The 20,815-nt window shown below is 62.7% G+C and carries 8 protein-coding genes and 3 rRNA genes; 6 read left to right on the top strand and 5 right to left on the bottom strand.

What is annotated here, in order from left to right:
- Positions 1-48: 48 nt before the first annotated feature.
- A complete protein-coding gene (locus SFA35_RS01175; protein ID WP_320574298.1) occupies positions 49-6,975 on the top strand; it encodes a retention module-containing protein in 6,927 nt (2,308 codons plus the stop codon).
- Between the two features lie 75 nt (positions 6,976-7,050).
- On the top strand, positions 7,051-7,389 hold the full coding sequence (locus SFA35_RS01170) for a tryptophan synthase subunit beta (protein ID WP_320574296.1): 339 nt from the start codon (positions 7,051-7,053) through the stop codon (positions 7,387-7,389).
- A gap of 130 nt (positions 7,390-7,519) precedes the next feature.
- Here SFA35_RS01170 and lapD read toward each other — a convergent pair whose 3' ends face one another.
- Positions 7,520-9,466 carry a cyclic di-GMP receptor LapD gene (lapD, locus tag SFA35_RS01165; RefSeq protein WP_320574293.1) on the bottom strand — a complete coding sequence of 649 codons (1,947 nt, stop codon included), beginning with the start codon at positions 9,464-9,466 and terminating at the stop codon, positions 7,520-7,522.
- A gap of 13 nt (positions 9,467-9,479) precedes the next feature.
- Complete coding sequence (gene lapG, locus SFA35_RS01160; RefSeq protein ID WP_320578785.1) at positions 9,480-10,118, bottom strand: cysteine protease LapG; 639 nt, start codon at positions 10,116-10,118, stop codon at positions 9,480-9,482.
- A 320-nt stretch (positions 10,119-10,438) separates the two neighbouring features.
- On the opposite strand from lapG, the gene SFA35_RS01155 reads away from it, so the two are divergent.
- From SFA35_RS01155 to SFA35_RS01140, 4 genes are all read left to right on the top strand, one after another.
- On the top strand, positions 10,439-11,131 hold the full coding sequence (locus tag SFA35_RS01155) for a GntR family transcriptional regulator (protein ID WP_320574291.1): 693 nt from the start codon (positions 10,439-10,441) through the stop codon (positions 11,129-11,131).
- 589 nt (positions 11,132-11,720) lie between these two features.
- Positions 11,721-12,524: a DUF3050 domain-containing protein gene (locus tag SFA35_RS01150; protein ID WP_320574289.1), complete on the top strand. Its 804-nt coding sequence runs from the start codon at positions 11,721-11,723 to the stop codon at positions 12,522-12,524.
- Positions 12,521-13,468: a diiron oxygenase gene (locus SFA35_RS01145; protein ID WP_320574287.1), complete on the top strand. Its 948-nt coding sequence runs from the start codon at positions 12,521-12,523 to the stop codon at positions 13,466-13,468. Before SFA35_RS01150 ends, SFA35_RS01145 begins: the two co-directional genes overlap by 4 nt.
- Entirely contained in the window at positions 13,465-17,385 is a 3,921-nt protein-coding gene (locus tag SFA35_RS01140; protein ID WP_320574285.1) for an amino acid adenylation domain-containing protein, read from the top strand. The genes SFA35_RS01145 and SFA35_RS01140 overlap by 4 nt, the downstream gene beginning before the upstream one ends.
- Positions 17,386-17,432: 47 nt before the next feature.
- Here the strand turns inward: SFA35_RS01140 and rrf (SFA35_RS01135) are convergent.
- The 3 genes from rrf (SFA35_RS01135) to SFA35_RS01125 form a co-directional block, all read right to left on the bottom strand.
- Positions 17,433-17,548: ribosomal RNA gene (rrf, locus tag SFA35_RS01135) — 5S ribosomal RNA — on the bottom strand.
- A 109-nt stretch (positions 17,549-17,657) separates the two neighbouring features.
- Positions 17,658-17,773: ribosomal RNA gene (gene rrf, locus SFA35_RS01130) — 5S ribosomal RNA — on the bottom strand.
- Between the two features lie 140 nt (positions 17,774-17,913).
- Positions 17,914-20,804 (bottom strand): 23S ribosomal RNA (locus SFA35_RS01125).
- Between the last annotated feature and the right edge of the window lie 11 nt (positions 20,805-20,815).

Here is a 20,815-nt window from a genome sequence, read left to right as displayed (position 1 = left end):
GTCGGTCCTATGGATACCAACTGAACGGCAAAACCGGAGAGTTTCCCAATGAGCACTGCTGTTGCCATCGTTAAAAGTATTGTTGGCCAAGTCATCGCCGTATCCCCGGAAGGGGTTCAACGTGTGCTCATCGAGGGAGACCGGTTGCTGGCCGGTGAACAGATCCAGACCGGCGCCGCAGGTGCAGTGACCCTGGAACTGCAGGACGGTCGGACCATCGACCTGGGCCGTGACAGCCAGTGGAGCGCCGCCGCTCCCGATACCGCGCAGATCACCGACATCGCCGCGCAGCAGGCGCCCTCCGTGGCCGAACTGCAACAGGCGATCGCCGCCGGTGCCGACCCGACCACCCAACTCGACGCTACCGCAGCCGGCGCCGCCGACACGGGTGGCGAAGGCGGTGGCAGCCACAGCTTCGTGATGCTGACCGCCGTCGGCGGCTCGGTGGACCCGACCATCGGTTTCCCCACCGACTACAACCCCAACGGGGTGGTCCTCGACACCCTGCAGGTCAACCCGGTGGTCAATGACAACACCACCGCCGCCGCCACCCCGCAGACCGCGACCCTGACCCTGGGCGCCGCGGCCAGTGTCGTCGAAGGCGGCGTCATCACCTACACCGCGACCTTGAGCAGCGCCGCTTCCAGCGCGGTGACCGTAAACCTGTCCAACGGCCAGACCATCACCATCGCCGCCGGCAACACCACCGGCAGCGTCGACTTCCAGACCGCCGCGAACGACGTGTACGTCGACGCACACACGGTCAACGTCGGCATCACCGGTGCCAGCGGCGGCGGCTTCGATACCCTGACCCCGAGCACCACGCCGGCCACCACCCAGGTCACCGATTCGATCGACACCACCACGGCCAGCCTGACAGCCACGCCGAGCGTCACCGAAGGCGGCGTCATCACTTACACCGCGACCCTGACCAGCGCCGCGCAGACTGCGGTGAGCCTGACCCTGTCCAACGGCCAGACCATCACCATCGACGCCGGCAAGACCACCGGCACCGTGGACTTCCAGACGCCGGCCAACGACGTCTACAACAACGCCAGCACCGTCAGCACTACCATCACCGCCGCTACCGGTGGCAACTTCGAGAACCTGGTACCGAGCACCACGCCGGCCACCACGCAGATCAGCGATTCGATCGACGTCACCAACCTCAGCCTGACCGCTACCCCGAGCGTGGTCGAAGGCGGCGCGATCACCTACACCGCGACCCTGACCAACGCCGCACAGACCGACGTCACCGTCACCCTGTCGAATAACCAGACCATCACCATCGCCGCCGGCAACACCGTCGGCACCGTGGATGTGGCCACTGCGCCGAACGACGTGTACATCGACGCGCATCCGGTCAACGTGACCATCACCGGCGCCACCGGTGGCAACTTCGAAAGCCTGGTGCCGAGCACCACGCCCGCCACCACCCAGGTCACCGACTCGATCGACACCACCACGGTCAGCCTGGCGGCAACGCCGAGCATCACCGAAGGCGGCGTCATCACCTACACCGCGACCCTGACCAGCGCCGCGCAGACTGCGGTGAGCCTGACCCTGTCCAACGGCCAGACCATCACCATCGACGCCGGCAAGACCACCGGCACCGTGGACTTCCAGACGCCTGCCAATGACGTCTACAACAACGCCAGCACCGTCAGCACTACCATCACCGCCGCTACCGGTGGCAACTTCGAGAACCTGGTACCGAGCACCACGCCGGCCACCACGCAGATCAACGATTCGATCGACGTCACCAACCTCAGCCTGACCGCCACCCCGAGCGTGGTCGAAGGCGGCGCGATCACCTACACCGCGACCCTGGCCAACGCCGCACAGACCGACGTCACCGTCACCCTGTCGAATAACCAGACCATCACCATCGCCGCCGGCAACACCGTCGGCACCGTGGACGTGGCCACTGCGCCGAACGACGTGTACATCGACGCGCATCCGGTCAACGTGACCATCACCGGCGCCACCGGCGGCAACTTCGAAAGCCTGGTGCCGAGCACCACGCCCGCCACCACCCAGGTCACCGACTCGATCGACACCACCACGGTCAGCCTGACCGGCGCGAGCCAAGTGGTCGAAGGCCAGGACGCAGGCTACACCCTGACCCTGAGCAACCCGCCGCAAGGCGACGTGGTCGTGCAGCTGACCTACAGTGGCGTGGCCGCCAACGGCACCGACTTCACCGGCGTGACCTCGGTGACCATCCCCAATGGTCAGAGCTCGGTGAACTTCGCGGTTTCCACCCTCGACAACAGCCTGGTCGACGGCGCCCGCAGCTTCACCATCAGCGTGGTCAACCCCACCGGCGGCAACTACGAAAACCTGGTGCCCAACGGCAATGCCAGCAGCGTCACCACGACCATCGTCGACAACGACCTGCCCCTGGCCCAGAGCCCTGGCGCGGTGGGTTTTGAAGACACGCCGCTGGCCATCACCTGGAGCGACTTCGGCGTCGCCAACAATGTCAGCAGCAGCCTGGGCGCCAGCGAAGGCGTGATCATCACCAGCCTGCCGGCCAATGGCGTGCTGCAATATCAGAACGCAGCCGGCGTGTGGACGGACGTCACCCAGGCCGATGTGACCAATGGCACCGTCTTCAGCAAGGCCGACATCGACGCCGGCAAGCTGCAATTCGTGCCGGCCGCCAACGAGTCGGGCGACAGCAGCTACGCCGGCAATGGCGTCGGCAACATGCAGCACGACTACGCGCAGATCGGCTTCAAGCCGGTGGCAGGCGACGCCGTCGGCAATGCCACCACCCTGAACGTCGACATCCACCCGGTCTCCGACGTGCCGGTGATCGACCTGAGCGGCGGTGGCCAGTTCCTCTTCGCCAACTTCGAGAACGTCGCGGTCAACCCGCTGGGCTTCCTCTCGGTCGCCAGCATTGGCGGCCAGGGCGTGTGGAACACCCACAACAGCGAAGGCACCGTCGAGATCGGCAAGGCGCAGGACCTGTACGGCGTGACCAACAGCAACAGCCAGGTCATCGAGCTGGAGCAGAACAAGGGCGACGCCGCCGACCTCTACACCACCATCGCCACCCGCGCGGGCGCGACCTACCAGATCGACGTCGACTACGCGGCGCGCGAAGGCCACACCGGCGACTCGGTGATCAACGTTTACTGGGGCACCACGCTGGTCGGCACCCTCGACAGTGCCAGCACCACCATGACCCACTACACCTTCCAGGTGCCAGTGGACACCACGGGCAATGCCACCCTGACCTTCCAGGCCGCCGACAGCAATTCCTACGGCGGCCTGATGGACAACATCGCGGTCAGCGAGGTGCGCAATACCGGCCTGGAAGATCACCAGATCCTGCTGTCGAGCATCACTGCCACCAGCGCCGACACCGATGGCTCGGAAACCATCAAGCTGTTCCTCTCCGGGCTGCCGGAAGGCTCGGTGATCACCGACGGTACCGCCGCGCATACCGTGACCATCACCAGCGCCAGCCAGTCGGTGGAAATCGATGGCTGGAACACCAGCAACCTGCTGTTCACCGGTCCGAAGGATTTCAACGGCACGGTCAACGCCGTGGTGACCGCCATCGATAACGACGGCGTCGCCACCCCAGTGCAGTCCACCCAGAACCTGGCCATCACCGTGGTTGCGGTCGACGACGCCCCGGTAGCGGCCGGCGGCACCGTGACCGGCAACGAAGATCAGCCGATCGCCATCCAGTGGGCCGACCTGCACATCAGCGACGTCGACACCGCGAGCAGCGCGCTGGGCATCGCCATCACCCAGCTGCCGGCCAACGGCGTGATCCAGTACCAGCAGAACGGTACCTGGGTGACCCTGACCCAGGCCGACGTGGCTAACGGCAATTATTTCAGCAAAGCCAGCATCGACGCCGGCGACCTGCGCTTCGTGCCAGGCAGCAATGAATCGAGCGGCACCCAGAGCGGCGTCGGCAACCTGGACCAGGTCTACGCGCAACTGCAGTACGCGCCCACCGACGGCACCGTCACCGGCAGCGCTGCGACCCTGAACATTCAGGTCACGCCGATTGCCGACGCGCCGACTGTCACCCAGGGCAGCGACAGCCTGGTTGCCACCGGCCTGACCAAGCAGACCTGGGTCGGCACCATCGCCGGCCTCGGCAGCGGTGGTGGTGGCGCCGATGCCGCAACGCTAATCAGCAAGATCGGCGGCACCGCCGTGGCGGCCAGCAGCACCGCGCACGCTACCGATGCCCATGCCACGAGCGTGACCCAGGGCGTAGCCTCGAAAACCAGCGGCCTGATCTACCTCGAAGCCGGCCACACCTACAGCTTCGCCGGCACCGCCGACGACAGCCTGGCCGTGACCGTGGGCGGCACCACCGTGGCGCAAGCCACCTGGGCCAACCACAGCGGCGCCATCACCAGCAGCACCTACACCCCGCTGGAGACCGGCTACTACACGCTGGACATCTACCACTACAACCAGAACGGTCCGGGCAACTACGACGTCAAGCTCTCGGTGGACGGCGGCACTGCCGTGGAACTGGGCAGCTCGACCGCGCCGACCTACACCAGCATCAGCGACCTGACCAGCCAGGGCGTCACCGTGGTCGCCCACGTCGACAGCAATGGCGAGGGCCACTACGCCGGCTACCAGCTGAACGAAGGCGCCGAGAACACCGCGATCAAGCTCAGCAGCGTGACCGCCACCTTCACCGACAACGACGGCTCGGAAGCCCACACCGTGGCCATCAGCGGCGTGCCCGCTGGCGCTTCGTTGAGCGACGGCACTCATTCGTCGAACGCTTCCGGCACCGTCGATGTCACCGGTTGGGACCTGAGCAAGCTCAGCGTCACCCCACCGAGCAACTTCGTCGGCAACTTCGACCTGACCGTCACCGCCACGGCCACCGAAACCGCCAACACCAGCAGCACGGCGTCGAGCTCCACCGTCATCCACGTCACCGTGGACGCGGTGAACCAGGCGCCGGTGGCCACCGACAGCCTGATCAGCGGCAGCGAGAACACCCCGCTGACCGTGCAGTGGGCCGACCTGCACATCACCGACAGTGACAGCAGCCCGAGCGCCCTGGGCATCGCCATCACCAAACTGCCGGCCGATGGCGTGCTGCAGTTGCAGAACAGCGACGGCAGCTGGACCACCCTGACCCAGGCCGACGTCACCGCCGGCAACTGGATCAGCAAGGCCACCATCGACGCCGGCCAGCTGCGCTTCGTGCCGGATGCCTACGAGTCGGGCAACAGCTCGTTCGGCGGCAGCGGCGTGGGCAACCACCAGGCCGACTACACCACCTTCCAGTACGCGCCGACCGACGGCTTGACCATTGGCGCCGCCGCGACCATGACCGTGGACATCGCCCCAGCGACCTACGTCAGCACTGACGGCAGCAGCGGCGATGACACCCTGACGGCAGCCGACGGCACCAACACCGTGATGGTGGCCGACGTCTCGGCGCCGATCGCCCAGGGCCAGAGCTACAACATCGCCTTCGTCGTCGACACCTCCGGCAGCATCGGCAGCAGCGCGATGGACACCATCAAGTCGCAGCTGACCAGCCTCTACCAGACCATGAGCGCCGACGCGCTGAAAGCCGGCTCCGGCGTGGTCAAGGTGTTGCTGGTGGACTTCGACACCAAGGTCGAGTCGCAGGTCTCGGTCAACCTCGCCGACGGCAACGCCGCGCTGGCGCAGTTGCAGGCCGTGATCAACAACATGGTTTCGCACTCCTACGACGTGACCAACTACGAGGACGCGCTGAAGGCTGCGGCCAATTGGTTCAACAGCAGCAGCGTGACCGCCGGCGCAACCAACGTCACTTACTTCATCACCGACGGTGTGCCGAACACCTACGGCGCCCAGGTCACCACCAACATCGGCAAGTTGTCGGGCGAGACCTTCGATTCGCTGGTCAACAGCAGCAATTACACCCTGGGCCAGACCACCGCCCTGACCGCCGTGGTCGATGGTGTCAGCCGCACAGTGGTCGACAGCAGCGGCCAGGTGCACAGCTGGGCCAGCGGCTCGGACAAGATCATCGGCTACGTCGAGGCCGACGGCCATGGCAACTACGACGTGGTCAAGACCTCCACGCCGAACACCACGGCCGGCCAGACCACGGTCGACAGCCACGCCAAGGCGGCCTACGCCGCGCTGACCGACCCGTCGCTGGACATGACCGTGCATGCCATCGGCATCGGCAGCCAGATCCAGTCCACGGTGCTCGACACCTACGACACCACCGGCCACTCGCAGACCAACATCGACGTCAGCAACCTCGACAACGCCATCCTTGGCCACTACACCAATGACGGCAACGACACCCTGCTGGGCGGCGACGGCAACGACATCCTGTTCGGCGACACCATCACCTACACCAACACGGCCGGCACCACGCTGGAAGGCACGGCGGCGCTCAAGGCCTTCGCCGGGGTGAGCACCGATGCCGCGCTGCATCAGTACATCACCGACCACCTGGCCGAAACCATCGCCCTGAGCAACAACTCCAACAGCCATGGGGTCGCCGAGGGCAACGACATTCTCAAGGGCGGCGCCGGCAACGACATCCTGTTCGGTCAAGGTGGCAATGACACGCTGGACGGCGGCAGCGGCAACGACATCCTGATCGGCGGTTCGGGCAACAACACCCTGACCGGCGGCAGCGGCGCCGACACCTTCGTCTTCGCCAAGGGCAACACCGGCAGCAACGAGATCACTGACTTCAAGGCCAGCGAAGGCGACCGCCTCGACCTGCACGACCTGCTGCAGGGCGAGAACGACAACAACCTGAGCAACTACCTGAAGATCAGCACCGACTCCAATGGCACCTCGACCCTGCTGGTCAGCAGCACCGGTGCATTCACAGCGCAAGGCGGTGGCACCGCCGATGTGAGTATCAAGCTGGACGGCAACAACTGGTCGCACACCACCATCAACGCGCTGGTGGCCGGTGCCGATCCGACCGTCAAGGTCGACCATCACTGATGGTCGTTGGCTGACCTATAGTGGTTACTCTCTGCGGGCCTGGCCCGCAGAGTTCTATTCGAGCGGAGAGTGGAAATGTTCTACGTGCAACGCGATGCCCAGGGGCAGTTGATTCGCGTGGAGGCGGCGGCCTATGCCGAAGCCAGCGAAACCCTGCCGGCCGACCACCATGAAGTGCAGGCCTGGTTTGCCAACGACGTGGTACAAAACAGCCTCAAGCAGCTCAAGCAGAGCGACCTGGACATGATCCGGGTACTCGATGACCTGATCCAGGTGCTGACCAGCAAGGGCGTGATCCGCGTCACCGACCTGCCAGCCGCTGCCCAGGCCAAATTGATGGACCGCAGCCACGCCCGCGAGGCGCTGGGTGGGTTGAATCATCTGATCAATGATGACGAGACCGGGTTGATCTGACGGCAGGTCGCCAGCTTCGCCGGCTCCTACGCCGGCCTAGGCTCGATCGAATTCGGCGTAGCCACTGCCTTCCTCACACGGTAGGCGTAGGAGCCGGCGAAGCTGGCGAGGGGCTCGGCCTCTCCAGACACTACCGCCAGGGTGCCGGGTCGCCGATCAGGCTGCCTTGTACGCCTTGCACACCCATCTCGCGAATCACCTGCAATTCCCCTTCGGTTTCCACGCGCTCGGCAATCAACGGCAGGTCGATGCTGTGCGCGGCACGTTGGATAGCCTCGATGAACAGACGCTTGTGGCTCTCCTGGTCGATGGCGCGGATGTAGCTGCCGTCGATCTTCAGGTAGGCCAGCCCCAGGTGGGCGAGGTTGCCGATCATGCTGAAACGTCCGCCGAAGCGCTGCAGGCTCAGGGCGAAGCCCAGGCTGCGCAGGCGCCGGGTGAGGGTTTCCAGCACGGCCTGTTCCGGGAGCTGCTCCTCGGCGATCTCCAGGGTCAGGCGCGGGCCCAGATCCGGATGCGCCGCCAGCAGGGCGAATATCCGTTCCATGGTCGCGGCATCGTTGAGGGTCGCGGCCGAGAGGTTCAAGGCCAGCGCATCCTGATGGGTGGCCAGGTGCTTGAGCACCCTCTCGAGCATCATCGCGTCCAGCCGCGGCAGCCAGCCGAACCGCTCCAGCCAGGGCAGAAAGCGCCCGGCGACGATGGCCTGGCCCTGGTCGTCGAGCAGCCGTGAAAGCACCTTGTAATGCAGCAGCGCAGCACTGTGCTGGCTCTGTACCACCGGCTGGAAGAACAGTTGCACGTGGCCCATGCTCAAGGCGCGGTCGAGCAATTGGCGCCAGGCGTGATGATCGTCGCCCGCCACCTGCAACGTGCTGTGGTCCAGGCATACCCAGCTCTGCTCGCCGCTGCCTTCGGCCTGGGCCAGCGCCTGGTCGGCCTGCTTGAGCAGCGCTTGGGGGTCGTCGCCAGGCATGTAGGGCGCCAGGCCGATATGCGCGACCGGCAGCTGGTCGGTGGCGCCGGTTTCGTAGAGGCTGTGCAGGGTGGTTTCCAGTTCCTGGGCCAATTGCATGGCCTCGGCGCGGACCATGCCCGGCGCCAGCACGGCGAATTCTCCGCCACGGCTGCGGGTGATCAGGTTGTGGGTCTCCGGGTAGCGCGCGCAGGTGCGCTGCAATTGCTGGCCGACGGCTTGCAGCAGCTGGTCGGTGGGTTGGCCGCCGAGGCGCTGGTTGAGACCGGCCAGGTCCTTGACCCGCAGGATCAGCAGGTAACCGGCGCTGGCCTCCTCCGGGTGGCTGACCCGGGCCTGCAGCTGCATGTCGAAATAGCGCCGGTTGGCCAACCCGGTCAGGCTGTCCTGGTAGGACTCCACCCGCAGTTTTTCACTGCGCTCGGTCTGTTCGTGGAACAGCGCCTTGAGTTTCTCCACCATCTGGTTCATGGCCTGCACCACCCGGCGGATCTCCGGTGTGGTGGGCAGGTCCGGCAGGCTCAGAAACTCGCGCCGGGCAATGGCGTGGGACTGCGCCTCGAGGTAGTCCAGCGGGCGCAACTGACGCCGCAGCAATAGCGCCCCGGCCACCGCGCTGAGCGCACCGCACAGCAGCAGCCAGCCAAGGCTGCCCAGGGCGCTGTCCCAAAGCTTGGCCAGGGCGAACATCGGGTGACTGATCACCTCGACCCGCGCGGCCTGCTGCCAGCCGCGGCTGACGATGGCGTCGCCACCGGCGGGGTCGAGGCCGATCAGGCTGACGAACCAGCCAGGTACGTTATTGTCGCCCGGGTCGGCGTGGCGCTCGACCATGACCTTGTTGTCGGCCAGGTTGATCACGCGAATGCTCGCGTAATAGCCACTGTCGAAGATCGAAGTGACCATGATCTCGACCATGGCCGGGTCGTCGATATTGGGCGTCAGCGACAGCGCCAGCGAGGTGGCCGCGTCCTGGGCATGCGAGCGCAGCTGGTTGACGTACTGCGCACGCGAGCTCTCCAGGCTGACCATGAAGCTGCCGGTGAAGGCCACCACCAGAAACAGGCAGATCGCGAGCAACAACTGTTTGAACAGAGACATCGGTGCTCCTGAGTTAATTATCCGTCTCGACCGGAAAGCCTTCGGCGGCCATCTTGCGCAGCACATCCTGCCAGCGCGACAGCCGTTTGCTGTCGCCGACCTTCTTGTTACCCGCCGCTCCGGTCAGCCACAAGCCTTCACCATTGAAGGAGTAGACCGGCAACAGGTCGCTGCGGTCACTGGCCAGCTTGATCGGGTCCATCAGGCTGTCGAGTACCAGCGGCACAGCGTTGGGTGTCGAATAATAGGTCAAGACCATGTGCGCGCGGTTCTGGCGCAGCGCCTTGACGTAGGTGATGCGCAATTTATCGGCGGCGATGCCCAGGTGTCGCAGGCTGAAGTATTTGGCGATGGCGTAGTCTTCGCAATCGCCGGCCCCTTTCCACAACGCTTCGATGGGCGTTTCCCAGTAGTCGACCTCGCCCCACAGGTCGATGTCTTCGGTGTAGACCATCTGGTGGTTGAAGAACAGGTTGACCACCTTGAGCTTCTCGACCTCGGTGGCCTGCTTCTGCGTGGCCAGCAGGTTCTGCCAGGCATCGATGCGCTGCTGCCCGGCGCCGAGAGGGCCGTACAAGGCGGTGGCTTTGCGGCTGATGGCGGAGAAGTCCCAGTCGGCCGATAACGCCAGCGGCAGCACCGCCAGCAGCATGAGCAGCAGACCCAGGCAATGCCCGGTGCGGCGCAGCGAAGCGGTGAGGGATGAACTGGGCACCAGGAAGCGTCCGTACTACCAAGAGGGAGGCAGGTCATGGTGAGCTCAGTCCGGGGAAAAGACAATGGCGCCATAGTGGCCTTTCATCCCCTGAATCATATGCATTTCCGCCAACTATCCGAAAGCGTGGAAAAGCCTTACAAACCACCTGAGAAGGGTTAGGCAAGCTGCTCGTGGCTGTGTAAAACTGTGATCCATAAACACTGACGCCTGGCTGCTCCGCAGTCCGGTAAAGCAGGCCGGGAGGAAGCATTCGCGTGGCAGAAAAATCCAGTCGTTTGAGCAGTATTCTCGAGATCGAGCAGGTTCCCGCGCATCTGGCCCGCACGGTCATCGAAGAGCGCTTGCGTAACGCTATCCTCGACGGTCGCCTGCCCTGTGGCATGGCCCTGCGCCAGCAAGAGCTGGCCACGCTGTTCGGCGTCAGCCGCATGCCCGTGCGCGAGGCCTTGCGTCAGCTCGAGGCCCAGGGCCTGCTGAATGTGGTCCATCACAAGGGCGCGGTGGTGGCCCCGCTGATCACCGGCGACGCCGCTGAAACCTATTCACTGCGCATCCTGCTCGAGAGCGAAGCCTTGCGGCTGTCGATTCCGCGCCTGCAGGAAGAAGACTTCACCGCCTCCCGGGCGATCATCGAGCAACTCGAGGCGGAAACCGACTTCAAGGAAATGGGCCGACTCAATCGCCTGTTCCATATGTCGCTGTACGCCAAGGCACCGAACAGGCGCTTGCTGCGCCTGGTCGAGAGCGGCCTCAGCGAAGAAGAGCGCTTCCTGCGCTTCAACCTGTCGGCCATGGGCCTGGGCAAACTGTCGCAAGCCGACCATCACGAATTGCTCGAAGCCGTGCAGCAACGCGACACCTCCCTGGCGGTGCAACTGCTCAGCCTGCATTTACAGCGCGGCATCGATGCCATCACCCGCTACCTGAGCCAGGGCACCCCGGCCTGAGGCCGCTGCTTTCCATCCGCTTCTCGCTTTCCATCCTGTCCTGCTGGCCGCAACGGCCGGCGATGGCGAGCGCCGCTTCTCACTTGCTCTGCCATTAACCCGCACTCCGGCCTAGGATGGCGGCGTGCGGGTTTGCCCGCTCGACCACCGGCAGAAAAAGGAGGCTCGCCCCACCAGGCTGAACCAGCACTACACCCGCATTGGCTCAGCGCCCTCTAACCGACTCCCGATCACCTCGCCCAACGCTGGCTATCCAGTAAGACGACTTCGTTCGTTATTATGAAATTTTAATAGTTAATCTATTAAAAGGGATCCGCTCGCCTGAAGAAAACAACTAACCCTTGTTTTAACGGACTCGCTCGCGCCCGATAAATAGCAAGCTAAAATTTTACAAAAAATAACTTGGCAACAACTTTCGATGTGAACTAAGTTCTTCGCACCACGGACCAGATTGGATCCTGTGGTTTGAGCACCCTAAGGGAGCCCCTATAGAACAACGCACGCCTCGATCAAGAGACGCGTCAGCGTTCGCCCTGACGATCTGCACAGAGCAACTAGTGGATCGCCACTCAACCAAGGAAGTTTGATTATGCCGACCGTTCAAGCACATCCCGAAACTGCACTTTCAGAGCAACTTCTGGCGAAAAAGAATTTACTCTCCAACCATCCGATATTTGCTGATATCGACACCCTCCCGCGCCTCAGGCAATTCATGGAAGTGCATGTGTTCGCGGTATGGGACTTCATGTCGCTGACCAAGCGCCTGCAGCAGGAGCTGACCTGCGTGCAGCTGCCCTGGCTGCCGCCACGTGATCCGGGCGCAGCGCGGCTGATTAACGAGATCGTGCTCGGCGAAGAAACCGACGACCACCTGCAGCACGGCCATTACAGCCATTTCGAACTGTATCTGGATGCCATGCGCGAAATCGGCGCCAGCACCGACAAGATCGAGCGCTTCATCGCCCTGCAGCGCACGGGCATGCACCACCTCACCGCCCTGCACAGCGTGCAGGCCGACCCCGCCGCCGTGGCGTTCGTCTGCGACACCCTCGACACCGCCCTGCATGCCCCCGGGCACTGCGTGGCTGCGGCCTTCCTGCATGGCCGCGAGAGTGTGATTCCGCCGATGTTCCAGCGCCTGCTGGACGACTGCGAGGTCGGCGCGCAGCAGGCGCCGATCTTTCGCTACTACCTGCAGCGCCATATCGAAGTCGACAGCGAAGACCACGGCCCGGCCGCCGAGCAACTGCTGGCGCGTCTGATCGACGGCGACCCGCAACGCGAGCGTGAGGTCTACAGCGCCGCGCTGGCCGCCGTGGCCAGCCGCATGGCGCTGTGGGATGGCCTGCGCCAGGGCCTGCGCGCAGCGCACGGCAGCGAGGTGCTTTTGTGAACGCCGCCGACTATCAATCCTTCGCCCAGGCCTGGGAAGACCGCGCCACCATCCGCACCCGCCCGCGGCGCATGCTCGAGGACGATCAGCGGCTGATCTACCCGCTCAGCCGGCAACCCCTGGCGCTGGCCGCCACCTTCGTCGCCGAATGCGCGCACCTGCGCGATTTCGTGCTGGTGCAGAGCCTGTACAAATTCATCAACGACGTGGTGATCTTCGAAACCGAGATCGTCGACAAGACGGCGCGCAGCATCGCCAAGAATCGCTTCGGCGTGCCCTTCCCGTTCGCCTGCCGCTACGACGCCATGACCGTGGTGGTGGATGAGGACTATCACGCCCTGGTGGCCATGGACTTCATGCAGCAGGCCCAGGCCTTGACCGGCATCGAACCGATCACCCTGCCCGCCGAGATCGAACTGAGCCGGGCCATTCCCGCTGCGGTGAACCTGGCCCCGGCGCCGCTGCGCGACGCCATGGAGCTGATCTGCGTGGCGATCGCCGAAAGCACGGTGACCAACGACGTGGCGGCGTTTGCCCGCGACGACACGGTCAAGGCGTCGGTCAAGGGCCTGATGGCCGACCATCTGCTCGACGAAGGCCGTCATTCCGGGTTCTGGGCACGCCTGGTAAGCATCTACTGGCAGTCGGCGGCGACCGCCGACCGCCAGGTGCTGGCGCAGATCCTGCCGGTGTTCATCGGCCAATACCTGACCAATGACATCCAGCAGGACTTCGATCGGCGGCTGATCGCCAGCCTGCCGGTCAGCGCCGCAGTGCGTCGCGCGCTGACCGATGAAGTACTGGGGGTGAGCTTTCCGGTCAACCACCAGCACCCCATGGTGGCCAACATCATGCGCTTCTTTCGTAACAGCGGCATGCTCGACAGCAGCTGTGTGCAGGCGGCGTTGGCGGGCTATCTGGGCAGCGCCGGGAGGGCAGCATGAGAAAGCTGACGATTGTCCTGTACGGGCAGAGCGAAGCGCTCGCCGGCCTCGGTGACGAGTTGCGCGACCATGGCCACGCCGTACAGCACTGGCGCCAAGCGCCGATCCTGGCCATCGCCGGCGACCTGCTGGTTGCAGACGGCAGCCTGACGCCACCCGTCCTGCCCGCCGACCTGCAACAGCTGCACCTGGCGGTCAACCTGGGGGCCGATGACCCGAGCGGCCTGCCGGCGGTGCAACTGCTGTGCTGGCATCGCCTGGGTGCACAACAGCGGCTGCTGCTGCGCCTGGCAGCCCCGGTGGCAGCCAGCGGCAATGGCCAGGCCTTGCGCCAATCGGCGAGCCAGGCCCTGTTGGAGGCGATCACGCCGTTGATCGCCGGGTTCGGTCGCGACCCCGAACGACTGCGCGACATGCCCGAGCTGGCTGAGCTCGACCCTGTCGAGACCGAGAGCCTGCTGAGCCTCGATGCCCTGGCCTACCGGCACCGCTGCAATCGCACCGCCCGCCCCGACCTGCTCGAGATTGCCCGGCAGTCCCTCAGCCTGCGCTTGCTGCGCAGCGTGCAGGGCCATGGGCAACGCACCGCGCTGCTGTTAGAGCAGCCGAGCGGGGAGCGCGCCATCAGCTACGCCCAGTTGCAGCAGCACGCCGCAACCATCCAGGCCGGGATGCGCGGGCAGCTCGCTGAACAAGGCGCTGCGCAGCCGGTGATCGGTGTCTGCCTGCCGCGCTCACCGGCCTTGTACGCCGCGATTCTTGCCGTGCTGGCCAGCGGCGCGGTGTACCTGCCACTGGACCCGGCGCAGCCGTTGCACCGCCAGCGTTTCATCCTGCAAAACGCCGGTGCCGCCCTGCTGCTGCACGACGGTGGCCACCCACTGGTGGCGGACGGCAGCGTGCCCGGCCTGGCCTTGGCAGCCCTCGCCGGCGCCCCGGGTGCAACGCTGGTCGGCGCCGATGCGGCCAGCGACGCCCCTTGCATGGCTCTGTACACCTCCGGCACCACGGGCCAGCCCAAGGGCGTGCTGATCAGCCAGCACAACCTCAGCCATTTCACCGCCTGGTATGCCGACTACGCCGGCTTGCATGTCGGCAGCCGCGTGTTGCAGTTCTCTACGCCCAGCTTCGACTCGTCGGTGATCGACATCTTCCCGACGCTGCTCAGTGGTGCCTGCCTGGTCGTCCCCAGCGATGATCAGCGGCGTGACCCCTTGCAGCTGGTGGAGTTGATCGAGCGCCAGCGCCTGACCCACGGCTTCCTGCCACCGGCATTGCTGAGCATTCTGCCCAGCGACCGTGCGCTCGGCTTGCAGCAGGTAATGACTGGAGGCGACGTCTGCGAGCCTTGGGTCATCGAACGCCTGGCGGGCCAGTGCCAGCTGCATAATCTGTACGGGCCGACCGAGGCCACCGTGCTGGTCACGGCCCGACGCATGCAGGCGGGGGATTCCAACCGCAATCTAGGGTTGCCGGTGGCCAACGCCGGGGTGCTGATTCTCGACGAGCAGCGCCGTCCCGTGGCGGACGGCGAAGCAGGCGAGATCCATATCTTCGGCGCCGGGGTCGGCCTGGGCTACATCGGCAACCGCGAACTGACCGAACAGCGCTACCTGTGGCTGCAGCCACCGGGGGCCGAGCCCATACGGGCCTACCGGACCGGGGATATCGGCCGCTGGGCCGAGGACGGCATCGAACTGAGCGGTCGGCTCGACAACCAGGTGAAGATCCGCGGCTTTCGCGTCGAGCCCGAAGAGATCGAGCGCTGCCTGCGCGACAGCCAGCTGTACGCCCAGGTGGCGGTAGTGATCGACGGGCAGCGGCGGATTCTCGCCTTCGTGGCCGAACCGCGCGGCGACGATGCCTCTGCGCGGCTCAAGGCGCATGCCCTGGCGCACCTGCCGGACTACATGCAGCCCACACTGTTCACCGAGCTGGCGCAACTGCCGGCGGCGAGCAATGGCAAGGTTGATCGCCAGGCGCTGTTGGCTCTGCCCTTGAGCTTCCCGGAGCGCGAGCAGCACCGCTTGCCCGCCAGCGAGGACGAGCGGCGGCTGCTCGGCCTGTGGAGCGAACTGCTCGAACTGCCCGAGGAGCAGATCAGCACCGACGAGAGCTTCTTCAACCTGGGTGGACATTCGATCATGTTGTCCAGGCTGCTGGTGCTGATTCGCGAGCACTTCGGCTGTGGCATCTCGATCAACCGGTTCATCGAGCAACCGACCCTGTGCAATCTGGCGCAACTGGTCGGCGGCACCGGCGCGGTGGCTTCCAGTGTCAGCCAGCAGGCCTTCGACGATGCCGAACGGGCGTTGCCGCTCAATGTACTGGCGCTGAACCAGATGGGCGATGTGCACAAGGTCATCGTCACCGGTGCCAACGGCTTTCTCGGGGTCCATCTGGTTCAGGCGTTGCTGGAGTGGGGCGCTAGCGAGGTGGCCTGCCTGGTACGCGCTCCCGACGACGCCACGGCGCGCCAGCGCCTGGTCAGCGCGTTGCAGGACAACCGCTTGGGGCAAATGGATCTCGCCCGGGTGCGCGTCTACGCCGCCGACATGACCCGGCCACGTCTGGGTCTCAGTGCGCAGGATTACCAGTATCTGGATAGTCAGTACGGCGCCCTCATACACAACGCGGCGAACGTCAACCACGTACTCGACTATGCCTCGCTGGTGGCCGACAACGTCGACCCGCTGCACGAATGCCTGAAGCTCTGCGAAGGGCGGCGCAAGAAGGTCTTCAACTACGTGTCGACCCTGTCGGCCTGCAGTGCCATCGACGAGCAAGGCAATGTGCTCGAAGCGCCGGCCGCGTCGACCCCGCCTATCTATATCCGCAATGGCTACAACCTGTCCAAGTGGGTCGCCGAGCGCCTGCTCGAGCGTGCTCGACTACAGGGCGTGCAAGTCAACATCTACCGCCCTGGCAACATCGCCTTCAACAGTCGCACCGGGGTCAGCCAACCGCAGCGCAACCGCCTCATGCTGATGCTCAAGGGCTCATTGCAGCTGGGTGTGGTCCCCGCCCTGGAGCTCAACTTCGACCTGATGCCGGTGGACTTCCTCGCGCGTTTCATCGCCTTCCATAGCAGTCGGTATCAGGCGCAGGCGGCGGTATTCAACCTGCACAACCCCGAGCCGTTGAGCTGGGTGGCTTATCTGGCTGCCTTTCGTGAAGCGGGGCATGACTTCCGCTGGGCCAGCGTGGAGCAGTGGCAAGGGCAACTCAAGCTGGTCGACAGCAGCAATGCGCTGTTCGGCGTGCTGGGCTTCTACCTCGACGGTTTCGAAGAAGACATCGGCGACATTTCCGCCATCCAGCACGCCAACGCCGCAGCAGGAGTGCGGCGCATGGGCCTGCAGTACCCCGGCAAGACCCCGGCGCTGCTGCGCACGGGTTGCAACTACCTGCATGACATCAACTTCCTCACACCAGCAAGGAGCAAGACCATGAACTCACTCAAACCTGACACCCTGGTTCACAACCCCGAAGGCCGCCGGGTCATCAGCGCGGTGGAGATACCTGCCGACAGCCAGACGGTATGGAACACGGTAGGCAACTTCGCCGGGTTCGCCAGCTTCATCCCGGCACTGTCTCATACTGAAATGACCGGCAGCGGCGCAGGCTCGGTACGCAAGAAGTTGTTCAAGGATGGCAACGTGGTGATCGAGCAGTTGAACAGCCGCGATGATGTGCAGCGCTACATGACCTGGAGCCTGATCCACACCACGTTGCCGGTCGGCAACCTGTGGGCGTCAATGCATGTCGAGACACTCGGCGAGGGTCAGTGCAAGGCGGTGTGGACCATCATCGCTGAGCCCGTGGCGGCCAATGCCCATGACCTGCCGGCCTTCGAAGCGTTTCTCCAAGGGTTTGCCGACCATGCGATGGGCAACGTGAAGAACCTGTTCGCCTGAAAAAACAAAACCCCAGTTGCGTAAGCAACTGGGGTTTCGGAATTCAATCTTGACGATGACCTACTCTCACATGGGGAAACCCCACACTACCATCGGCGATGCATCGTTTCACTACTGAGTTCGGGATGGGATCAGGTGGTTCCAATGCTCTATGGTCGTCAAGAAATTCTGTGTCGTCGCTTCGTCGCCTGGGCAACGCATCGACAAAAATCGAATGTCTCTACTTAAAACAAAACCCCATCTGCGTGAGCAGATGGGGTTCTGGAATTTAATCTTGACGATGACCTACTCTCACATGGGGAAACCCCACACTACCATCGGCGATGCATCGTTTCACTGCTGAGTTCGGGATGGGATCAGGTGGTTCCAATGCTCTATGGTCGTCAAGAAATTCGGGTGCTGAGACGTCTTTTCAGGGACAGCTCGGCAAATCAGGTATGTGATGATTGTGAGTCGCAAATTTTCGTGCTGTTGTCGTCTTCACAACACCGCAATCTGGTCATTCGACGCAAATTGCTTGGGTGTTATATGGTCAAGCCTCACGGGCAATTAGTATGGGTTAGCTCAACGCCTCACAGCGCTTACACACCCCACCTATCAACGTCGTAGTCTTCGACGGCCCTTCAGGGAACTCAAGGTTCCAGTGAGATCTCATCTTGAGGCAAGTTTCCCGCTTAGATGCTTTCAGCGGTTATCTTTCCCGAACATAGCTACCCGGCAATGCCACTGGCGTGACAACCGGAACACCAGAGGTTCGTCCACTCCGGTCCTCTCGTACTAGGAGCAGCCCCTCTCAAATCTCAAACGTCCACGGCAGATAGGGACCGAACTGTCTCACGACGTTCTAAACCCAGCTCGCGTACCACTTTAAATGGCGAACAGCCATACCCTTGGGACCGGCTTCAGCCCCAGGATGTGATGAGCCGACATCGAGGTGCCAAACACCGCCGTCGATATGAACTCTTGGGCGGTATCAGCCTGTTATCCCCGGAGTACCTTTTATCCGTTGAGCGATGGCCCTTCCATACAGAACCACCGGATCACTAAGACCTACTTTCGTACCTGCTCGACGTGTCTGTCTCGCAGTCAAGCGCGCTTTTGCCTTTATACTCTACGACCGATTTCCGACCGGTCTGAGCGCACCTTCGTACTCCTCCGTTACTCTTTAGGAGGAGACCGCCCCAGTCAAACTACCCACCATACACTGTCCTCGATCCGGATAACGGACCTGAGTTAGAACCTCAAAGTTGCCAGGGTGGTATTTCAAGGTTGGCTCCACGCAGACTGGCGTCCACGCTTCAAAGCCTCCCACCTATCCTACACAAGCAAATTCAAAGTCCAGTGCAAAGCTATAGTAAAGGTTCACGGGGTCTTTCCGTCTAGCCGCGGATACACTGCATCTTCACAGCGATTTCAATTTCACTGAGTCTCGGGTGGAGACAGCGCCGCCATCGTTACGCCATTCGTGCAGGTCGGAACTTACCCGACAAGGAATTTCGCTACCTTAGGACCGTTATAGTTACGGCCGCCGTTTACCGGGGCTTCGATCAAGAGCTTCGCTTGCGCTAACCCCATCAATTAACCTTCCGGCACCGGGCAGGCGTCACACCCTATACGTCCACTTTCGTGTTTGCAGAGTGCTGTGTTTTTAATAAACAGTCGCAGCGGCCTGGTATCTTCGACCGGCATGAGCTTACGGAGCAAGTCCTTCACCCTCACCGGCGCACCTTCTCCCGAAGTTACGGTGCCATTTTGCCTAGTTCCTTCACCCGAGTTCTCTCAAGCGCCTTGGTATTCTCTACCCAACCACCTGTGTCGGTTTGGGGTACGGTTCCTGGTTACCTGAAGCTTAGAAGCTTTTCTTGGAAGCATGGCATCAACCACTTCGCGTCCTAAAGGACACTCGTCATCAGCTCTCGGCCTTAAGATCCCGGATTTACCTAAGATCTCAGCCTACCACCTTAAACTTGGACAACCAACGCCAAGCTGGCCTAGCCTTCTCCGTCCCTCCATCGCAGTAACCAGAAGTACAGGAATATTAACCTGTTTTCCATCGACTACGCTTTTCAGCCTCGCCTTAGGGACCGACTAACCCTGCGTCGATTAACGTTGCGCAGGAAACCTTGGTCTTTCGGCGTGGGTGTTTTTCACACCCATTGTCGTTACTCATGTCAGCATTCGCACTTCTGATACCTCCAGCAAGCTTCTCAACTCACCTTCACAGGCTTACAGAACGCTCCTCTACCGCATCACTTGCGTGATACCCGTAGCTTCGGTGTATGGTTTGAGCCCCGTTACATCTTCCGCGCAGGCCGACTCGACTAGTGAGCTATTACGCTTTCTTTAAAGGGTGGCTGCTTCTAAGCCAACCTCCTAGCTGTCTAAGCCTTCCCACATCGTTTCCCACTTAACCATAACTTTGGGACCTTAGCTGACGGTCTGGGTTGTTTCCCTTTTCACGACGGACGTTAGCACCCGCCGTGTGTCTCCCATGCTCGGCACTTGTAGGTATTCGGAGTTTGCATCGGTTTGGTAAGTCGGGATGACCCCCTAGCCGAAACAGTGCTCTACCCCCTACAGTGATACATGAGGCGCTACCTAAATAGCTTTCGAGGAGAACCAGCTATCTCCGAGCTTGATTAGCCTTTCACTCCGATCCACAGGTCATCCGCTAACTTTTCAACGGTAGTCGGTTCGGTCCTCCAGTCAGTGTTACCTAACCTTCAACCTGCCCATGGATAGATCGCCCGGTTTCGGGTCTATTCCCAGCGACTAGACGCCCTATTAAGACTCGCTTTCGCTACGCCTCCCCTATTCGGTTAAGCTCGCCACTGAAAATAAGTCGCTGACCCATTATACAAAAGGTACGCAGTCACAGAACAAAGTCTGCTCCCACTGCTTGTACGCATACGGTTTCAGGATCTATTTCACTCCCCTCTCCGGGGTTCTTTTCGCCTTTCCCTCACGGTACTAGTTCACTATCGGTCAGTCAGTAGTATTTAGCCTTGGAGGATGGTCCCCCCATATTCAGACAAAGTTTCTCGTGCTCCGTCCTACTCGATTTCATGACAAGGAGATTTTCGCGTACAGGGCTATCACCCACTATGGCCGCACTTTCCAGAGCGTTCCGCTAATCTCCAAACCACTTAAGGGCTGGTCCCCGTTCGCTCGCCACTACTAAGGGAATCTCGGTTGATTTCTTTTCCTCAGGGTACTTAGATGTTTCAGTTCCCCTGGTTCGCCTCTTGCACCTATGTATTCAGTACAAGATAACTGTCTTATGACAGCTGGGTTCCCCCATTCAGACATCTCCGGATCACAGTCTGTTTGCCGACTCCCCGAAGCTTTTCGCAGGCTACCACGTCTTTCATCGCCTCTGACTGCCAAGGCATCCACCGTATGCGCTTCTTCACTTGACCATATAACCCCA

The sequence above is a fragment of the Pseudomonas sp. HR96 genome (assembly GCF_034059295.1).
Taxonomy (GTDB): Bacteria; Pseudomonadota; Gammaproteobacteria; order Pseudomonadales; family Pseudomonadaceae; genus Aquipseudomonas.
Note: the sequence above shows the minus strand (reverse complement) of the source record. Positions and strands in the feature narration are given on the sequence as shown.